Source organism: Saccharicrinis sp. GN24d3 (assembly GCF_052400645.1).
GTDB lineage: Bacteria > Bacteroidota > Bacteroidia > Bacteroidales > Marinilabiliaceae > Saccharicrinis.
Genome location: NZ_JBQTGI010000021.1, coordinates 1 through 20,149 on the forward strand (window position 1 = coordinate 1; position 20,149 = coordinate 20,149).

At 38.5% G+C, this 20,149-nt stretch carries 18 protein-coding genes; 6 read left to right on the top strand and 12 right to left on the bottom strand.

The window, feature by feature from the left end; translation table 11 throughout:
• Nucleotides 1-111 precede the first annotated feature (111 nt).
• Nucleotides 112-801: an OmpL47-type beta-barrel domain-containing protein gene (locus tag ACT29I_RS20455; protein WP_444794300.1), complete on the top strand. Its 690-nt coding sequence runs from the start codon at nt 112-114 to the stop codon at nt 799-801.
• A gap of 90 nt (nt 802-891) precedes the next feature.
• Here the strand turns inward: ACT29I_RS20455 and ACT29I_RS20460 are convergent, their stop codons facing one another.
• Nucleotides 892-2,712: an AMP-dependent synthetase/ligase gene (locus ACT29I_RS20460; RefSeq protein WP_444794301.1), complete on the bottom strand. Its 1,821-nt coding sequence runs from the start codon at nt 2,710-2,712 to the stop codon at nt 892-894.
• A gap of 699 nt (nt 2,713-3,411) precedes the next feature.
• On the opposite strand from ACT29I_RS20460, the gene ACT29I_RS20465 reads away from it, so the two are divergent.
• Together ACT29I_RS20465 and ACT29I_RS20470 are read left to right on the top strand one after the other, a co-directional pair.
• The gene (locus ACT29I_RS20465) at nt 3,412-4,554 is read left to right on the top strand and encodes a CapA family protein (protein WP_444794302.1); all 1,143 of its coding nucleotides are present in this window, start codon (nt 3,412-3,414) and stop codon (nt 4,552-4,554) included.
• Between the two features lie 102 nt (nt 4,555-4,656).
• Entirely contained in the window at nt 4,657-4,962 is a 306-nt protein-coding gene (locus ACT29I_RS20470) for an FtsB family cell division protein (RefSeq protein WP_444794303.1), read from the top strand.
• 70 nt (nt 4,963-5,032) lie between these two features.
• On the opposite strand, the gene mnmD is transcribed toward ACT29I_RS20470, so the two are convergent.
• Genes mnmD through ACT29I_RS20485 form a run of 3 tightly spaced genes read right to left on the bottom strand, consistent with a single transcriptional unit; the run spans nt 5,033 to nt 6,630 of the window.
• Nucleotides 5,033-5,689, bottom strand: a complete 657-nt coding sequence (gene mnmD, locus ACT29I_RS20475) for a tRNA (5-methylaminomethyl-2-thiouridine)(34)-methyltransferase MnmD (protein WP_444794304.1) — start codon at nt 5,687-5,689, stop codon at nt 5,033-5,035.
• A gap of 13 nt (nt 5,690-5,702) precedes the next feature.
• Nucleotides 5,703-6,014, bottom strand: a complete 312-nt coding sequence (locus ACT29I_RS20480; RefSeq protein ID WP_444794305.1) for a transcriptional regulator — start codon at nt 6,012-6,014, stop codon at nt 5,703-5,705.
• Nucleotides 6,007-6,630: a hypothetical protein gene (locus tag ACT29I_RS20485; RefSeq protein WP_444794306.1), complete on the bottom strand. Its 624-nt coding sequence runs from the start codon at nt 6,628-6,630 to the stop codon at nt 6,007-6,009. Before ACT29I_RS20485 ends, ACT29I_RS20480 begins: the two co-directional genes overlap by 8 nt.
• Before the next feature lie 139 nt (nt 6,631-6,769).
• Between ACT29I_RS20485 and dinB the strand changes: the two genes are divergently transcribed.
• Nucleotides 6,770-7,873: a DNA polymerase IV gene (dinB, locus tag ACT29I_RS20490; protein WP_444794307.1), complete on the top strand. Its 1,104-nt coding sequence runs from the start codon at nt 6,770-6,772 to the stop codon at nt 7,871-7,873.
• A 49-nt stretch (nt 7,874-7,922) separates the two neighbouring features.
• Here dinB and ACT29I_RS20495 read toward each other — a convergent pair whose 3' ends face one another.
• Nucleotides 7,923-8,204, bottom strand: a complete 282-nt coding sequence (locus tag ACT29I_RS20495) for a hypothetical protein (RefSeq protein ID WP_430934780.1) — start codon at nt 8,202-8,204, stop codon at nt 7,923-7,925.
• A 380-nt stretch (nt 8,205-8,584) separates the two neighbouring features.
• On the opposite strand from ACT29I_RS20495, the gene ACT29I_RS20500 reads away from it, so the two are divergent.
• A complete protein-coding gene (locus ACT29I_RS20500) occupies nt 8,585-8,965 on the top strand; it encodes an arsenate reductase family protein (protein ID WP_444794308.1) in 381 nt (126 codons plus the stop codon).
• Here ACT29I_RS20500 and ACT29I_RS20505 read toward each other — a convergent pair.
• From ACT29I_RS20505 to ACT29I_RS20525, 5 genes are all read right to left on the bottom strand, one after another.
• Complete coding sequence (locus ACT29I_RS20505) at nt 8,962-9,738, bottom strand: LytR/AlgR family response regulator transcription factor (protein WP_430934782.1); 777 nt, start codon at nt 9,736-9,738, stop codon at nt 8,962-8,964. The genes ACT29I_RS20500 and ACT29I_RS20505 overlap by 4 nt on opposite strands.
• A gap of 16 nt (nt 9,739-9,754) precedes the next feature.
• Nucleotides 9,755-10,819: a sensor histidine kinase gene (locus ACT29I_RS20510; RefSeq protein ID WP_430934783.1), complete on the bottom strand. Its 1,065-nt coding sequence runs from the start codon at nt 10,817-10,819 to the stop codon at nt 9,755-9,757.
• 127 nt (nt 10,820-10,946) lie between these two features.
• A complete protein-coding gene (locus tag ACT29I_RS20515; RefSeq protein WP_444794309.1) occupies nt 10,947-12,293 on the bottom strand; it encodes a TolC family protein in 1,347 nt (448 codons plus the stop codon).
• Between the two features lie 30 nt (nt 12,294-12,323).
• Nucleotides 12,324-15,368 (bottom strand): efflux RND transporter permease subunit, encoded by a 3,045-nt coding sequence (locus tag ACT29I_RS20520; protein WP_430934785.1) that lies wholly within the window; start codon nt 15,366-15,368, stop codon nt 12,324-12,326.
• Between the two features lie 11 nt (nt 15,369-15,379).
• On the bottom strand, nt 15,380-16,456 hold the full coding sequence (locus ACT29I_RS20525) for an efflux RND transporter periplasmic adaptor subunit (protein WP_430934786.1): 1,077 nt from the start codon (nt 16,454-16,456) through the stop codon (nt 15,380-15,382).
• A 90-nt stretch (nt 16,457-16,546) separates the two neighbouring features.
• On the opposite strand from ACT29I_RS20525, the gene ACT29I_RS20530 reads away from it, so the two are divergent.
• On the top strand, nt 16,547-16,675 hold the full coding sequence (locus ACT29I_RS20530) for a hypothetical protein (protein ID WP_444794310.1): 129 nt from the start codon (nt 16,547-16,549) through the stop codon (nt 16,673-16,675).
• A gap of 587 nt (nt 16,676-17,262) precedes the next feature.
• Here ACT29I_RS20530 and ACT29I_RS20535 read toward each other — a convergent pair.
• Nucleotides 17,263-18,756, bottom strand: a complete 1,494-nt coding sequence (locus ACT29I_RS20535; protein WP_444794311.1) for a PAS domain-containing sensor histidine kinase — start codon at nt 18,754-18,756, stop codon at nt 17,263-17,265.
• Between the two features lie 273 nt (nt 18,757-19,029).
• Nucleotides 19,030-20,145, bottom strand: a complete 1,116-nt coding sequence (locus ACT29I_RS20540; RefSeq protein WP_430934788.1) for an efflux RND transporter periplasmic adaptor subunit — start codon at nt 20,143-20,145, stop codon at nt 19,030-19,032.
• Nucleotides 20,146-20,149: the final 4 nt, after the last annotated feature.

Below are 20,149 nucleotides of genomic sequence, written 5' to 3' on the forward strand. Positions count from 1 at the left end.
CTTCTTTTATCTTATTTGTATCCATGATGTTTTCTTATAAAGATACTACAATAAAACGCTATTGTAAACTACAGCCAAGATGTTCTGTATGCCATAGATAGTGATGATTTTATGGAATATACCGATCCGTTTTATTTGCCCGGTAAAACAGGGAAGCATACCGTTAAATATTTTGCCAGGGATAATGTGGCAAACGATAAAAAACATTCGGAATATAAGCATGTGGTTGGAGTAGTATATGTAGATTTAACCGGCCCAAGTTTGTCATACGACTTTAATGGGGCCCGGTTTAAAAAAGGCGAAATGAATTATATCTCGGGTAAAACAGATATAGTGCTGAGAGCTACAGACCAGGAATCCGGTTTGAAGGAGATCAAGTATATGATTGACGGAAGCGGGGAGGTGGCCTATGATAAACCGTTTAACATTGAAAAAGACGGACTTCACAGCATTACTATTGTGGGGTATGATCACGTCAACAACCGAAATGTGGATAATTTTGAATTTACCGTTGATAATGTTCCCTCGGATATTTTTGTAACCTATTCGGCTTCCCCTACCGATACTATAAATAATATTCCGGTATACCCTTCATACACCTCCATCTTTTTGGCCGGAACAGATACAGGAACGGAGTGTCATAGAATAACATACTCCATTAACGGGCAGCCTCTTCAGGTTTATGACAACAAAATTACGGGGTTTAGAAAAAACGCCCATGTAGAACTGAAAATTTTTGCCGAAGATAAACTTCTGAATAAATCGGAAATTGATATCGAGTTCAAAACAAATGCGTTGTAGGATGTTATAATCAGGTACGACTTTGAGCGGAATATATAGGTCGTACCCAGGCTATTTATTTTTTATTATTGGAGAGACTCCTGCATCAACTTACTCACCTTCAAAACTGATAGATCCCCTGTTATCTTCATCGGCATCGTAGGCATAAATTTTGCGGAGCAGGTCGGCGTGTTTGTTGTACAATACTCTGCGTTTAAGCTTAAGTGTAGCTGATAGCTCTCCGGAAGCTGCGGTCCAGGGTTCGTAAACTACCCTAAAACGCTTGATCTGTTCGTGTTGTCCCAATTGTTTGTTGGCTTTGTTAACTTCTTTCTGGAAAGCTGTAAGGACTTCCTTGTTTTTTATCAGTTCCTTATTGTCGCGGTAATGTATTTTATGGTCGTGTGCAAACATATGCAAGTGGTCGAAGTTAGGAGAAAGCAGGGCGCTGGCATATTTCTCGCTTTCACCAACGACCATTGCTTGCTCAATGAATATGGATTCTTTCAGCAGGTTTTCGATGGCCTGCGGTGCAATGTACTTTCCGCTCGATGTTTTAAACATCTCTTTTTTCCGATCGGTAATTTTCAGGAATTTGTCGTTGACCAGCTGGCCAACATCGCCCGTATGGAACCAGCCATCCTCGTCTATTACTTGGGCAGTAAGTTTGGGAGCCTTGTAATAGCCTTTCATGATACACGGGCCTTTGGTAAGTATTTCGCCATCCTCATCAATCCTCACTTCAATGTTTTTCAGTACAGGGCCCACTGTTCCTATCATTAAATTGCCCCGTTTGCTCGTATAATTTGTCGCAATTACCGGCGATGTCTCTGTTAGTCCATACCCTTCCATCAAGTGAATTCCTGCCGCAAAGAATAGCCTGCTTAATCGTGGCTGAAGGGCTGCTCCGCCGGAAATGACAAAATCCAGGTGGCCTCCAAATGATTTTTGCCATTTGCTAAAAACCAGTTTGCGGGCAATATTTAGTTTCAAACGATAATAGATGTTGTTCTTGTTTTCTTTGCTATAACGCTCTCCCAATCGCATGGCCCAGAAGAAGATGATTTTATTAATGCCCGATAGGTCTTCACCTTTTGAAACAATTTTATCGTATATGCGCTCAATTACCCGCGGAACGGTAGCAAACGCATTGGCTTTAACCGAAGCCATATCGGCAGCAATTGTGCCCAGGCTTTCCGCGTAAAAAATACTGCATCCCTTCGCCTGAAACAGGTAATTAACCAATCGCTCGTACACATGGCATAGCGGTAAAAAACTGAGAACCCTGGAGTCTTCTCGCAAATCAAATAAATCCCACACACCATGCACGTTGGTCATAAAATTGCCGTGTGTCAGCATAACGCCTTTAGGCAACCCTGTTGTTCCAGAGGTATAGATGATCGATGCGATATCCTCTGATTTGATACTCTTTTTTATTGCTTTATAATGGCTATTGTATTTTAACTTGTGTTTGGTTCCAGCCTCGGTGACAATGCTCCAGGATTGAGCCCCTTCCACGTTATCATACGTGAGCAGTTGAGATACGGAGTCAATGTTATCGGTTAGGGGTTTTATCTTTTTGTACAAAGAAACATCCGAAACAATCACCATTCTTGCCCCGGCGTGTTTAAATATATGTTCAAATTCCTCTTCGCTAATGGTTGGGTAAACGGGAACGTGAATCACTCCTACCATGGCCATTCCCATGTCAACAAAGTTCCATTCGGGACGATTGTTTGAAACGGTCGCAATTTTATCACCGGGTTTAAAACCCATGCTCAAAAGCCCCAGAGCAAATTTCTTGGCGTTATCGTGATATTCTTTTACACTGAACTTGTACCAATGACCATTGCTTTTTGAGCAAAGGATTTCGTTTTGGGGGTTGTTTGTTTTAAGGTGTTTTAAAATGTCGAATGTTCTTTCAAAAATCATCTTATATCACTATTTACAACGCAAAATGAGTTATAGGATCTGACATTGCCTGCCTCTTATACCTCATTCATTTTATTACTTTCCAATGTCTGCATTCAAGAAGCGCAATTTAATATTTATTTGAATAAATCTTTAACGGGTATAAATTGAAAATTTAAACCCGTTAAAGAAAATAAAAGTTGCAGGCAAAAATATCAGATTAATCAAATGTAAATTCCAAGGCTATAAAATGATGATTGTATAATTTAATAGCTTAAACCCGCAATATGCATTAGAAATTCTATTACACATTGAATTTACTTCAAAACAAGACACTTCGTTGCATCACTTCAACTCACCAGAACGATGCTCCCGAAAGTAATCGGGACAAGTTATGCCTCGTTTCGGTAAAGCCTTGTTTTATTGTACTTGCAATGCTCATGACGAACCCCCAATACATAATCCGGGTTAAATCGGTAAGCATTTTATATTTGACTTTCAAAAATGCTTATGGGTTACCTCCGATTTTGCAACTCACTCTTTGGAGGATTGTATGCGAGCCAAGGAGATGGATGCTCCTAATTGAATCCACAAAAGATACAACCAGATAGCTGAGAGATTTTTTGCGGATTTTGGCGTAATACTTTTTATATTGCTGTAAACTATTCTGGAATATACTCGTTTAAGATTATATTTACATTTTCCTTTAAAAAGATGGTGATGGCACATAAAGTTCCGGTTATAGTATTTATCGTTTTAGCAATTAGTATTCATTCTTTGCGTTCTCAGGAAACATCGAAAGTATCCCTTGTTTTTATGGGGGATGTGATGGGGCACGGAACCCAAATAAAAAGTGCATTCAACCCTGAAACCAAGCAATACAGCTATGACGGATGCTTTAAGTATGTTAGCAATATTTTTGAAGATGCCGACTTTGCCATCGCAAACCTGGAAGTAACATTAGCCGGTCCCCCGTTTGAGGGATATCCTCAGTTTAGTTCGCCCGATGCGCTGGCCGTTGCCATGAAAGATGCGGGTATAGATGTTATGGTGACCGCTAACAATCATTGCGTGGATAGGGGAAAACAAGGATTGGAAAGAACCATTGATGTGCTGGATAGTCTGCATATTCCCCATACAGGAACGTTTAAAGATGAAACGGAAAACCAACGTAATAATCCTTTGTTGTTGCAAAAAAATGGAATAAAAATAGCTGTCATTAATTATACTTACGGAACGAATGGAATTCCTGTGACGAAGCCCAATGTGGTTAACTTTTTGGATAAGGATGTGATTGCTCGCGATATAAAGAAGGCCAAGAATCTTAAACCTGACAAGATTATCGCTTTTGTTCATTGGGGGCTGGAATACCAAACCCTGCCCAACGCCGAACAAAAAATGTTTAACGATTACTTTAAGGAGAACGGTGTTGATGTTGTCATCGGTTCACATCCTCATGTACTACAACCCATTCAATACGAAAAGGATCATTTTGTGGTATATTCCCTGGGTAACTTTATTTCCAATCAACGAACGGCTCCCCGGGATGGAGGGGTTATCATTCGGCTGGAGTTGTCCAAAACAGGGAATAAAACGGAGGTTAGCGATGCGGGCTATTACCTGACCTGGGTTCATGCACCACTGGTAAATGGTAAAAAAGAGTTTATGATACTACCAGTCACTGCCTTTGAGCGGGAGGCCCAGTTTATGGATCAAGAAGCTTATGAAAGATTACAAGAATACGGACAAGAAGCCCGTGATATCTACAAACAAAATACCAATATTCAGGAATATTTTTTCGATAAGAATCTACCTGGCTGGGTTAGGGTCGGTGATCAGTCAATAGTGATCAGTCAACAGTAACCCGGAGATAATAGATGTTGGAAACTAATTGTTTAAAAGTATTGCCGGTGAATCAATGCTGTGATGTCTGTTTTTCCTATCTTTGCATTAAATTAGGATTCCATGAAGCTTCCAAAAATCAATTTGCCATCGTACCTAAAAAACAAGTACATACTTACACTTGCGGTTTTTGGCGTTTGGGTGGGTTTTTTCGACCAAAATAACCTTTGGGACAGGACCAAGCTTTCGTCAAGGATACGTCAGTTAGAAAAACAGAAGCACCACTACGAAATAGAAATAGAACAGAACGAGCGCAAGCTGAGCGAAATCAAGGAAAGCCCGGAAAGTCTTGAGAAGTTCGCACGTGAAGAATATCTGATGAAAAAGAAAAACGAAGATATTTTTGTGGTGATCGAAAAAGAAGATTAAAGCTTGATTGAGTTACAATTGATTGCTTCGGACTGGCTATATATGATCTACTCCAATCATTTTCTTCTTCTTACTTCTCTCGTACTGCCCGCAGCATTTCTCTCTTACCGGGAGGGCCGGGCAAACGTTCCACAGTGAATCCTACTGCCTGCATGGTTCTGCGAACCACACCTTTGGCACAGTAGGTAGTTAAGATCCCCCCTGGCAACAAAGAACTGTACGCTCTTTCAAATATCTCTTTGCTCCAAAGTTTGGGTTGGATATCCGGTGCAAAAGCATCAAAATAAATGAGGTTGTATTTTGGTTCGAGTCTTACTTCCTTAAAATCAACTTGCTGTTTGTTAAGGTAAAAACCGTCCTTTATTTTGTTTTCTTCTTCCCAGTTTGATTGATGTAAGCGCTTAAAAAGTTCCTTATGTTTTCCCTCAAAAAGATCACCATAATTGAGTTGATTGATCATGCTTGATTCTATGGGATATTTTTCCATGGAATGATAATGGATTTCATTACTCTCTTTATTTAAAGCCGTTAGAAAGGCATTAAGACCCGTTCCGAACCCAAATTCCAGGATGTTTATTTTGTCCGCGGTAACCAGTCTTAAACCAGCATTGATAAACACGTGCATCGATTCCTGCACGGCGCCATTGGTAGAATGATAGTGCTCGTTTAAATCAGGTACATAAAGTGTATGGGAACCATCTTTGGATGTTATTATTTTGTGTTTCATTAATATGCTTAATCTATTTTTTTTTATTTTTCTTCAATCTATATTCCTTAAAGTAGTCATTAATTATACTGATATAGGATTCATAAGCATTTATGCCATTTTCTGTAATAGTACAAGTTGTAAGAGGGTAATTGCCTTTAAGCGATTTTTTTATATCTACATACGCTGCATCTTTTAGCTTGCTCAACTGAAAACTTAAATTGCCTTTTGTAGTGTTTATATTATCCAAAAGATAAGCAAACTCAGCACTTTCAACACCAACCAAAATGGACATAATAGCAAGCCGAATTTGTGAATGCAATATGGGGTCAAGATCTTTAAACATTATTTTTTTCTTTGCGTTGAGCATATAACATATGTCCGGGGATCACAAATGCAACAAACCAGGCAATAGCTTCAATAAGCATTTGACTAATTAATAAAAAATATGACGCTGTTAATCCCAATATGGCAAATGAAATACCCCCAATGATAATCATTTTATACCTGATAACAACGCCTGAAATAGTAATGGCAAAAGCAATTAGAATCATAAAAATTGGGTGTTGAAGTTCAAAATTTATCTTCTGCAATACGTTGAATTGAATAAGATTAATAAATACCATACAAATGAACATTGACACCCAAATATACCTAAGCGAAATTCCTATGTAGGTTTTTACTTTCTTTCGCTCTTTGGTGATATAATATATGGTGAAACCAATTGCAAACAAAGGTAATAGTATTCGCAAAGGACGAACTATTGACATAACTTGCTGAGAAGTAACCAGAATACTTGTCAGATAGTTTAGAAAGAAATAATTGATAAACATGGTCCAACCCCAAATGATAAAAAGAATTCCGTCATTTTGTAGTTTTTTACGTGAAACTTCAATCATATCCTTAATTACCCTTATGGATTGTTCTTCATCGAATACATGTATGTTTTCATCTGGTTTCATAATTAAATAATTTAGTATACAGACTAGTTTGTAATACAAACTTAATAAAGTTTGTATTACAAACCAAAAATATTTGAATGAATAATTAATAACAAATCTTTACGGAGGTGTTTAAACAAAAGCTATTTTTACATGATACATGAAGAAGGAAGCGCAAATAGGAGAAGAGGGAAAAGTAAGGAAGATTATCCATATTGATATGGATGCTTTTTTTGCTTCGGTGGAGCAGAGAGATTTTCCGGAGCTAAGAGGTAAACCGGTTGTTGTGGGTAGTCCTTCACCACGGGGGGTAGTTGCGGCAGCTAGCTACGAGGCACGTAAATTTGGGGTAAAATCGGCCATGCCTTCGAAAATTGCACTAAAAAGATGCCCACATCTAATTTTTCAGCCACATCGGTTTGATGTTTACAAATCTGTTTCGGCACAAGTAATGGATATATTGTACGAGTACACCGATTTGGTAGAACCATTAAGCATTGATGAGGCTTTTTTAGATGTTACCACCAATAAAAAGAACCATAAGTCGGCCACCATCATAGCGCGTGAAATTAAGCAGCGTGTGCGGAAAGAGACTCAGCTGACAGCCTCGGCCGGAATTAGTGTAAACAAGTTTCTGGCTAAAATAGCATCCGATCAGGACAAGCCCAATGGCCTGTTTGTGATTAAACCCGATGAGGTACTTCCATTTATCGAAAAATTATCTATCAGGGATTTTTTTGGTGTAGGTAGAAAGACGGCGGAAAAAATGAACAAGCTGGGGATTTATACTGGCAAGGATTTGCAGGCCTGGAGTTTAAACGGACTGGTAAGGCATTTTGGGAAAGCGGGTAATTTCTTTTACTCCATTTCCAGAGGGGTAGATAACCGACCGGTTGTTCCCAATAGAGTAAGGAAATCTGTAGGTATTGAAAATACGTTTGGTAAAGACCTGGAAACTGATGCTGAGCGAAACGATCAGTTAGGCATACTTAAAACGGGTTTATGGCAGAGAGTCAATAAATCGAGGAAATTTGGAAGAACGATAACACTTAAAATAAAGTTCAACGATTTTAAGCAGATCACCCACAGCAAAACGGTTTTGCATAAAATTGAAACTGAGGAAGAAATGTCGAAACTTGTGATGCAGTTGATGGAGGAGGTGAAGTTCGACAAGAAAGTTCGTTTGATGGGATTAAGTATTTCCAATCTGGAAGGAGAGAAGACCCATCATAATCCGGTTCAGTTGACCATTGACTTTGACTGACCGGAAGAAACTTTTCCAAAGTTCTAAACTTTGGAAAAGTAGCAGTTGGTTATTTGATTTCTTGAATTTTTTCAAGCAGTTCTAGGGATTTGGTCATGAGGTCGCTACGGAGCTTGGTGTAGTATTTTTTCACCAATTTTTTGTTGTGTTTGCCGTCAGGGTGATTGGCTCTTGCAACGAATTCGTTTCTCATTTCAATCGCTTCGGTTAATATAGGCGTAAGATCTTCTTCTTTTACGTTTTCCATCAGCGTCAGCTTCAAATACCCTTGCGTTACAATTTCTGATGCCAGGTAATTAATATCTTTTTTAAGTTCTTTAATGTTTGCCATTGCATAAATTTTTACGATAGAATAATAATGCAAGATACATTATATTTTACAGGCGTCAATTAATACTATACGAAAAGTATTAATTGATTTTAAAATTAATCAGACAATTAAACGTGTTTATAAAAATATATATCTACTTGGCCTTTTAATAATATATTTAAGAATGATTATTACTATTTTTAGGGTAATTATGGGATTGTGTATCGAGCATGATGGGGTTGTAAGTTGTAATTTTTACAATTACCATTGAATTATTCTTGCTTAATAATGCCGAAACTCCCTTTTGTTTTGAATACGCAATGAGACCAAGTATTCTTTTTTGATGTTCGTTGGTTGTAATAGCGACTAGAATGTAATAGATGAATAAAAAGACCTAGCCTATGAAGAAAGTATATTATTTATCCACTTGTTCTACATGCCGCAGGATAATTAGGGAGGTGGAGCCAGATAGCGAATTTGTATTCCAGGATATAAAGAATGAAACGATAAGCAAGGCGCATTTGGATGGTATTTACAAACTTTCGGGCAGCTATTCAAGTATATTTAATAAGCAGGCCCGTAAATACAGGGAAATGGGATTGCATTCGCAAGAACTGGGCGAGGAAAGGATGCGCCAATTGATATTAGAGGAATATACTTTTTTGAAGAGACCTATCTTTATCATTGACAACCAAATATTTATTGGAAACAGCCGTAAAGTTGTGAATGAGCTAAGCACATTTATGCAGATTCATAAAAGGCATTCGGTTTCACCCAACTAACTGTCTAGCCACTCCTTAAAAACGGAGGCTTTAGCTCTGCTTACCATAAACTTTTCATCGAACTGAGGTAGTAGCTTAACCACCAGTTTACCGCCAAAATGATTTTCGAGCGAGTGAATAGCCTTAAGGTTAACTATTGCTTGTCTGTTGGCTCTTATAAATACGGCAGGGTCAAGTTCTTCTTCCAGCTTGTCGAGTGTGAAATTAATAATGTGTTGTTTCCTGTCAAAAGTCACCACATAGGTTATTTTAGCCTCAAAGTATATGTAAGCAACATCTTCTACCGGAATGGCAAAAAAAGCATCTCGTTTAGATACTAAAAAACGCTTGCGATAGTTGGCCTTCCCTTCCTTAATCCCCTTAACCAGCTCGGCGTAATTAATGTCCGGTTTATTCTCTTCCTCAAAGCGTTTAAGTATTTTTTCTACTTTTTCAATAGATTCCAGCAAAGATTCTTTTTTAACCGGTTTCAATAGGTAATCAATACTGTTTAACTTAAAGGCTTTTACTGCGTATTCGTCATAGGCTGTCGTAAAAATTATCCCACTCTCCACCTTTACCTTGTCGAAAATTGAAAAACTTAAGCCATCGGCTAGTTGAATATCCAAGAATATTAATTGGGGATGCTCGTTGCTTTGTAACCAGTTAACCGTATCTTCCACACTATCGAAAATACCAAGTATGTTCCAGTCAGGGCGTAGTTCTCTAATCATGCTTTCCAGCATTTGTGCGCTAAACTGTTCGTCTTCTATAATTATGGTGTTAAAAGCCATGGTCATTTTTTTAAGGTTAATCAATTAGCGGTATTTCGACCTTGAAGTTATACTCGTCTTCGGTAATCTTGTATTCCTCGTCGGTTAGTATTTTCAACCTTTTGCCAAGGTTGGATAGTCCCGTTTTAGTGGAATATGTAGATTCTTTCTTTTGTTTGTTATTAATCACATAAAGTTTTCCGTCCTCGGTACCAATTTTAACAGACAGTGGTTTTGAACGCGAGGTAATATTGTGTTTTATCGCATTTTCAACCAAAACCTGCAGTCCGAGGTGCGGTAACCGTTTGTTGAGCATATCGTCGGGTACATTCACTTCAACCTCTAATCCGTCCCCAATTCTGGCTTTATGCAATGTGGTATATGCTTCAACAAAAGCAAGCTCTTCCTTTAAACTAATGGCTACCTGTCCTTCTTCAATTAAAAGATATCGGTAAACATCGGTAAAGTTTTCTGCAAAATCAATGGCTTTTTCCTTATCTGTTCTGATAATAGCAATCAGCGTACTTAAGTTGTTAAATAAAAAATGCGGGTTCACCTGATCTTGTAGCGCTTTGTAATCGGTTAGTATTTTGTCCTGCTTTAGCTTTTCATTTTCCACCATAAAATACTCCATGCTTTTATGAAAGTTTCTTGCTATTATCATAATTAGGAAGATAGCCATATATAGAATACCAAAAGCAAAGGTGAGGTTGTATTTTTCGAGGTCGACTATGGGTCTGGATACAAAATATGGTTCGATTTGTGGTGCTATCCATTTTGTAAGTAGCATCCAAATGATTGCAAAAACTATCAAAAGGAAAGTCCTTGTTTTGACTTTTTCGTGCCAGGGGAATTTTTTTTCTATGAATTTATCGAATAAAACAACTGATTCTATGTAAAAAACAAAAATACCCGAGGTAAACACAAGACCTCCCCAATCAAATGTTTCACTACTGAAGATAAGTTTATGTACTATAATATAAAAAGATATGTTCATCATCAGCTCAAACACAATTCTTCTTCTGAAACTTACAAATCCTTTGTCTCGATGTAACTTTCTCCAATGTTTACACTTATCGTCTATGTTCAAAAGCTTTTTCATTCCCATGCATTAAAATTAAAGGTTACCCGCAAAAATCCAATAATTATGAAAAGATTATTTACACTGCATTTTAAAACCTAATTGTTAACATACCTTTGTATGCTTATTTTCGCAGGCAACCTTTTTCTTATAATAAACCTAATGCTTTTTGATATCTTGTTTTTAACACCTGAAAGTTTGTCAATGCTTCAATTTCTTTTGAATACGCATTTTGCCACGAAGCCTGTGCATTTAATAAATCTGTTGTGGTATTTAACCCCACATCGTAACTAGCCTGTGTTTCCTCCAGGCTTTCCTGTGCTTCTTGTTTGTTTTTTTGCGCCCAAAGTATCGATTCGTACTCTTCCTGTAGTTGAATCATCACTTGTTGAACCTCCAATGTAACCAGCTCCTGTGTATCGTGCAAGTTAAGTTGAGCCTGTTGAATACGGGCCTGCGCAGCCGACTTTCTGTGTTTCTTTTCTCCCCAGTGAAAAATAGGTATGGATAAAGAGGCACCCAAGGTTACCATTCCGTCTTGGTACAAATCGCCATACTGATTATATTGGTATGCCACCTGTGCCCCCAATTGAGGCAGAAACTCGGCATTAACCATCTTCTTTTGGTAATCTGAAATTTGAGCCTGACCATCCAATATTTTTAATTCCTGACGTCCGGCAAGGGCTTTTTCCTTACTGTCCGACATGTTGGGTAATGTTGGGTTTGGATTCACCTCCTCGGTTATGTCAATTTGGGTATTTAGGGGTAAGCCAATAATCCGGCACAAATTCATTTGCATAATACGATAGCCGTTACGGGCTTTTAAAAGATTCAGTTCTGCTTCATTTTTCTGAACGGTAACCCTTAGTTTTTCACTTTTGGGTATCAGGCGTAACTCGTACATGTCGTTTAGCTGGTCTTCCAGACTATCCAACATCTGCACGTATTTCTCGGCAAGTTTTACCGTTTCGTTCATGGCCGCCAATTGCCAATACGCTTCATCTGTATTTAAAATAACCTGGGCTTCCTGCAACTGATAAGCCTGCTCGCTGATTTCAACACCCGTTTTGGCCATCTTATTACCCAGGCGAACTTGTCCTCCGGCATATATCGCTTGCTGGGCAGTAACCCCAGTCTGAAGTATAGATAAATTTTCGGTTTGAAGAGCTATTCCCGGGAAATACGCATCACTTGCAGCTGCACCTTCTTCAGGTCCTGTTGGTAACTGGAAACCTGGCAGTTCAATATTATCCAATGTGGGTATTAAGGAAGCAGACCCGTTACCATCGATACTTGGTAAGTAATTGGTGAAAGCTTCTTTTCTTTGTGCTTCTGCTTCTACTTTTTGCAAGGCAGATATCTTTAAACTCTTGTTGAACTCCAACGCAAGGTTACGAGTCTCCTCAAGGTTTAAAGGTTTTTTTTGAGCTTCGGAGGATAGTCCAAAAACTACCCATCCTATGCCTAATATTATAATTTTTAAATAACCTTTCATATGTTTAATAATTTATTCTGGTCATGCCAGTTAATCATGTAAAACTTTAGTGTTCACTCTGTAAAGAATGGCGTACAATACAGGTACTACTAATAAGGTAACCAATGATCCGATTAACAGACCAAACATTACCGCTACTGCCATACCCTTAAACATCACATCAAACAATAATGGCATCATACCTAAAATAGTAGTTAAAGAAGCCATCATCACAGGACGCATCCTTGAAAGTGCGGAATTGATGATAGCATTCAACTGATCTACCCCCTGATTAATTTCAAAGTTGATTTCATCGAGTAAAACAATAGCATTTTTAATCATCATTCCAATTAGTCCCAGTGTACCAATAATTCCCATAAAACCAAATGGGGTGGCCATTACGTGATGCCCAAGGGCAACACCAACTAAAGCCATTGGTACAACGCCCATTACAATCATTGGCTGTTTTAAGTTGTTAAACAGTAGGATGATAATCAGTACCATAAGTCCAAGTGCCAATGGTAACAGAGCAAACAAATTCTTGTTTGCTTTTGCACTATCTTTATGGTCACCTAACCATTCTAGTTGGTAACCATGAGGCAGTTCTATAGCCTCAACACCTTCGTGAACAGAGTTCCATAACTCAGGAGCGGTAACGTCTGCAACCGGGTTGCATTGTGCCTTGATGGCTCTGATACCATCGTATCGACGTATGGTTCCGTCCTGCCAGCTTATGTTCACGGAATCGATAACCTGACCAAGCGGTGTGCTCGTCATGGCGTTACTCCAAACCGGTACCGACTCTATGTTTTCAACATGATTTCCAATAGGTTCTTCCATTTTTAAAATTACCGGGAGCATGTCTACTCCTTCGTATAATGCACCTACAGGCATGCCGTTAGAAGCTATGGCCAATGAATTAGCCACATTACTCCTGGAGATTCCTGTTAATCTTGCCTGATCAACAGAATATTCAGGTGTTAATATTTTGGATTGGTTTTTCCAGTTATCGGTGGCCACTTGCGTTAACGGGCTGGCTCGCATCGCTTCTTTTGCTTGTTTGGCCAGGTCGCGTAATACGGCTGGATCGGGTCCTGTAAATTTAGCTTCTACCAGATACTCGCTAAAAATTGGGCTGTAGGTTCTCACCCTTACAAACGCCTGCGGATATTTTTTCTGCAGAAATGGAAGGATTTCAGCTGATGATTTTTGATATGCTTCAAAATCCGTTGCGTCGATAATCAACTCGCCATAGTTGCTGTTCAATGTATTCATCGGACGTAATAACGTATACCTGGCAGGTGTTTGTCCTATGGCCATGGTGATGCTTTCTACGCCATCCCAATCTTTCAAATCTTCATATACATTGTCCAGATCTTCTTCTACCTGATATATATCACTACCTTGTGGTAACCAATACTCAATTACATACTGAGCATAGTCGAGTCCTGGCATAAACTCTTGCCTAACAAATTTGAAGGACCATAAGGATATAAACAATAGTATAGTTGTAATGGCTATAAATACTGATTTGTGCCATAACATTTGCTTCAGGGTATTTTTAAACCATCTGTAAATACCATTATCATATGGATCTTTGTCTTCACCGTCCTTTTTCAGCCCATCCTTTTTATAAAACCAACTGGCCATGTAGGGTGTTTGAATCATGGCAAATACCCAGCTCAGGAAAAGAGAAATGGCCAATACGTAAAAAAGTGACTTTAAAAATTCACCGGCCCCTCCTGGAGAAAACCCTAATGGCATAAAGGCCAGGATGGCAATAACCGTGGCTCCTAATAGTGGAACAGCTGTTTTTTGAGCGGTATTGACAAAAGCTTTTTTGCGCTCCACACCTTTTTTAAGGTCTATCAGAATTCCATCGGCAATCACAATGGCATTATCTACCAACATACCCATTGCCACAATGATGGCTGCCAAGGATACGCGCTGTAGTTCAATCCCCATAGCCTGCATCACAATAAATGTAGCCAGTATGGTAAAAATAAGTCCACTAGCAATTAGTAAACCGGAACGAAGCCCCATTGCAAATAACAGTACAACGATTACAATTAATACCGATTCAATCAGGTTGATCATAAAACCTTTGATGGCAGTACTAACCGCATCGGGCTGAAAGTAAACTTTGTTGATTTCGATACCTACTGGTAAATCTTTTTGAATATCTGCAATTTTTTCGTCAAATACCTTTCCTATCTTAACTACGTTTACTTTACTTTCTACCGAAATAGCCAACGACATGGCAGCTTTCCCGTTGTATTTAAAAGCACTTCTTTGTGGCGTATAAAAACTTCTTTCTATCGTTGCAATTTCGCCTAAAACAAAAGAACCACCTTCTGGCACCTGCACCAATAAGTTCTTGATATCATCGATACTTTTAAATTTGGCACCGAGGCTTAATCTGATACGTTCGGTACCCACTACCACATCTCCCGGATTTACGATACTTGCCTGGTCATTGATAGATTGAACAATTAACATTGGGTTAATACCCAGTGAAGCAAATTTCTCAGTAGAGAACTTGATATCAATTGTTTCTGTTTGTTGACCGAAAATTTCGATTCTACGAATATCATCAACCAACAATAATTCACGTTTAATATACTCTACATAATCGTTCAGTTCACTGTACGAATAACCATCGGCACTGACCGATATAAATATACCATACACATCACCAAAATCATCCACTACTATCGGTTCGCTTGCTCCTTCAGGGAGGCTACCCTTGGCATCGTTAATTTTTCTTCGCAGATGATCATACAACTGCGGCATTTGGGGTGTTCGTACTTTGTCACTAACATTTACAGTAATCTCAGACATGCCATCAACAGAACGGGATTCCACAAAATCGATGTTCTCTAGTTTTTGTATAGCTTTTTCCAGTACATCGGTTACTTCTAACTCTACTTCTGCTGCAGAAGCGCCTGGATAAGGAGTCATCACAACGGCCGACTTAATTGGAATTTCCGGATTTTCTAATTTTCCTAAGCCATCAAAAGCAAGAAAACCTCCCAAAAACACAGTAAACAAAAGGGTGGTGATAAACGCCTTTTGATTCAATACCTTTTCTAACATTCCTTTACTCATTATAGTAAACCTCCGATATTTGTTTCAGATTGTTTAGGTAAAACTTTTACTTTTTGGCCTTCGATTAAAGAATGCACACCGGCAGTTACTACTTGCTGGCCTGCTTTGATATGGTTTTTAATTTCGATTAAACCATTTTCGCGAACTTTAGATGCAAAGACTTCATGTTTCTCAACAGTTGAGTCTTCAGAAATAATCCAAACATGTTTTTTCCCGGCTTCGGCAAAAACAGATTCAATAGGAACCAACATTCCGTTTTCACCTTCTTCGAATTTTAAAACGTTTACTTTGGCCACCATACCGGGTTTAATGCCTTTGTTTAGGTCGTTGCCTTGCAATAGTATTTTAGCTTCAAACATACGATCGTCGCCAGTCTTTTTGCTTAAGGTTTTTACTTTAGCAGGAATATTGAACTGGTTCGCATTTTTAATATCGCAAGTTATTTTGCTTATCTCGTTCATCGCATTGATCTGTCCTTCAGGGATACTGACAACCACTTCTAAATCTGAAAAGTCAAGCAACTCCACGACAGGTTGACCGGCGCCGACTGTTTCAAAGTTTTCAATTAGCTTTTGGTTTACATATCCGGCAAAAGGAGCTCTTAAATCGGTGTCGGTTAGAGCATTTGTGGCAGCTTCATATTGGCTTTTAGCCATTAGATAACCTGCTTTTAGCTGATCTAAAGTGTTTTCCGGAAGTTTTTTGCGTTCGTAAAGTTCCAGGTATCGTTCGTATTCCGCTTTCGCCTGGGTGTATCGGGCTTCCGTGGCCTGAACTTGTACATTGTAATCACGTTTATCTATACGTGCTAGTACTTGACCTTTTTGCACATAGTCACCTGCATCTACTAATAACTCTTGAACCGGGCCACCCACTTTAAAGGATAACGTAACTTGTCGGTTTTCCTTTACCACTCCATTGTAAATTAGTTTGCTGTTTCCGTTGGCGGGCAACACTTCACTTGACTTTACATACCTTACTTGTTCTGCTTCCTGTGTTGCGCACTTATCGCCACACGATGTAAATACTACGGCAATCAAAACTAGCATTGAGAGCCATAAACTTTTACTTTTCATCTTAATTATTTTAGGTTTTATTTTTATCGGTTTTATGACGTTACAAATGTATTATTTGAATACGTGCGCGTAATGTTTAAATAAAACGAAATGGTTAAATTTCTGATTGAAATAAATGATGACGGAATTGGATGGGAAATGGTTGGTGTCTTCTTAAATATAAGGGAGGAAGTGTTTAAGAATGTTAAACCCGGATTATGCAATAGAACTTCGTCGTGAACATTGAAAGTGCAATCTTACTAGGTTTTCATCGTTATGGTGAGTTGAAGTGAAGCAGCGGAGTGTCTTGTTTTGAAACAATTTTAATGTGTAATAGATTTTCTAATGCATATTGGGGTTAAAGATAAGGTGGCTTTTAAAGCCAGGTGGCATTTTATAATGATAGGTGAAAATGATCCGGCTAGTCACTTTTGTTCAAGCAATGCCCACTTTTGTTCAAGCAATACTTTCTATAGTTCAAACAATGCCCATTTTAGTTCAGGCAATAACCTCTTTAGTTTAAACAAAGCCTTCTTTAGTTCAAGCAATGCCCGCTTTAGTTCAAGCAAAGCCTACTATTGTTCAAGCAAAGCCTACTATTGTTCAAACAATGCCCACTTTAGTTCAGGCAATAACCTCTTTAGTTGAAGCAATGGCTTCCCATTGTTTTATGGCAAGAGAATAAAACAACCATACCCCTTGGTAAAATTGCGGCATAAATGCTTAGTTTCGAATCATTAAGTTTTATAATTTAGGTTCATTCTAATAGGAGCGGCTATGATCAACATTTGAGCAGTATCTATATCTATAATAAGTTAGAAAGCTACTTACTTTACCGGTACGGTAAATTTAAATTCACTACCTTTCCCAAGTTCGCTTTCCACCCAAATTTTACCGTTGTTTTTTTCAACAAATTCTTTGCAGAGGATCAAACCTAAACCTGTACCTCTCTCCCTGGCAGTTCCTGTTTCCGATAGTTTGCTGTCAATTCTAAAAAGTTTGTCGAGATATTCTTTTCGGATACCGACTCCGTTGTCCGAAATTCCGAATTGGATGCCGTGTTTTATGCATTGTGTGGTTATTTGCACCGTTCCTCCCTCACCTGTAAATTTTAAGGCGTTGGAAACCAGATTTCGCAATACGGTTTTAAGCATGTCCTGGTCTGCCCATATTTCAAGGTCACATTCTATTTTCGACAACAATTGAATCCCCTTTGCCTTTGCTTGTTGATCTGCTTGTGAGATGATTGCGTTGATGGCTTCCGAAGGTCTAAATCTATGCGGGTTTGTATTCAGCTTATTGGATCTAAGGCGAGACCAATCCAGCAGATTTTCAAGCAATTTAAAGGTGTGTGTAGCCGCTTCGGTAATTGAATTAGCATACTGTTGTATTTGATCTAAGTTGCCGTTTTTTACGCTGTCGGACAGTATTTTGGATAATCCCAGTAAAGAATTGAAAGGATTTTTGAGGTCATGGGCTATTATCCTAAAAAACTTATCTTTTGTAGCATTTAACTGGGATAGTTGATCAATCTGGTCGCTAATCAACTCCTCGATTTCCTTTCGTTGGGTAACATCTCGTTCAATATACAACACCCCAACAGGTGTATCGTTCCCATCGCGCAGCACATTGGTGTTGACCTCGCTATAAAACTTGCTGCCATCCTTACGGACCATTAAATATTCGGCGGCACCGGTTAAATTGCCTTTTATCACTTCCGAAATAAAGAATACCGATTTGTCGTGAAAGCTTGGGTCAACAAATTCCAGTGCATTCCTACCGATGATCTCATCTTCATAATCATATCCCCACATCGAAACTATTTTAGCGGTAACAAATTCTACTTTTCCGTCCAGGTCTGTTATCGCAATTCCATCAGGAGACGTTTCGATGATGGTTTTGAATTTTTGCTCGCTTTCTTTCAGTGCTCTTTCAACCAATTTTCTTTCCTGTAACGTAAAAATAAGTTTGTTAAAATAGAAGGATGTGTCTCCCAGGTAACTAAAGTCTTGATGCAGATCGCCTTCCGAGATACGCTGAATTTGCCACATTAAGTGGTTTAGGTTGGTTTGCAGTTGCTTGAAAAGAGCTATGTATGGGTTGTTTTCCGGAGCCTGTGTTTCAAAGTTCCCTTTGGATAATTCTGTAATAAAATTCCGGGATTCGTTGTTTTTGTGGGCAAGATCGATGATAGAATAATATAGGTCCTTTTCGTCACGATCCGCGATTTTTTCTAGGTCCGATTTGAGGTTGTGGAGAGAAAGATCGACACTTTCGCCTTTTGATATTTGCTTTATGATTTCGGTTAATTTTTTTTTCAATTTGCGGATGTTATATGATGAGAGCAATGTTATATCGACAAACTGCGTGCCAGTCGACCGATAAATTATTTCTCTTACATTTTATAAAAATAAGCAGGCGCCACAACTAAATAAACATCGATTTTGACTATTCCTCACCATTAAACCAACAACTGGTATAGGAATAATCAACAGGTTTTATTGGGGCGTATTCTGTCGCGCTAAATTAACACAAAAAATCAGATTTTCATTAAACATTGATGCAGGCATCAGTTGAACGTATCTCATCCAATATTATTCAATCGTAAGGTTATAGGCACCTTTGGTAAGTACTTTTCCACTGAGGTTTATTTTTTCTTTCAGTTCGGAATAAAGGTTATTTTCGCGAACTATATTTACTTTTACCTTTTTAAAGGAATAACTTTCATTGGTTTCATTATGAAGGAGTAAAATAAATCGATCATTATCGCTATTTAAAACAGCGGATGTATTTATGGCCAAAGCGGAATCTTCTGTTAATATGATATCTCCTTCAACATACTGATGGTTTACCATATTTGTAACATTCTCTATGTTGGCAAAGCATTCGACTGCCTTGGTGGTTGAATTTATGGTTTTTCCAACATGAGTGATTTTACCGTAATAAGCATTGCGGCTACTACCGGTAGTATTAAATTCAATTCTTTGTCCGTTAAATATTTTCCCGATGTCCTTACCGAAAATAGGAATGGATAAACGAAAGGTAGATTGATCGACAATTTCGGACAATGCGACCTGCGGTTCCACAAATTGACCAATAACTGCATTCAATTGCGTAATATAACCATCAATTGGTGTTTTTAAAGTATAGCTTGCTGAGAATTTGCCATTGGCAATTGGCGTAGTGTTTAATCCGGCGTTTTCAAGTTTTATTTTAAGTGCATTGTTCCTGGCCAATTCCACCTTATATTCACTTTCCGATTGCATAAAGTCTTTTTGGGCACCAATGTTTTCCTGAAACAAATTACTGGTTCGTTCAAACTCTTTTGTTAGGCGATGAAGGGTAGCCGCAGACTCGGCAAAATCTTTCTGTAAATCGATAATGTCCAGGCCTGAAATCTCAATTACGGGAGTTCCCTTTTTTACCTGATCACCATTGGCAACACGAATACTTTTTATGGTTCCTGCAATAGGTGCGCTGATGATCGCTGTTCCATTGGGAGAAGAAACAACTGTTCCCGTAAAATGGAGCTTATCTGCAAATGGAATGGACTCTATTGATCCTAACTCCATGTTTTCCGACTGAAATTGTAGTTTGCTAATTTCAATCAGTTCTAAACCAGAATTGTCATCAGACTCAACCGCCTGGTTTTTGCAGGCTGTCAAGAGCAAGATAATGGCGAATAGGAGGGTGTTTATTCTATTGTTCATGGCG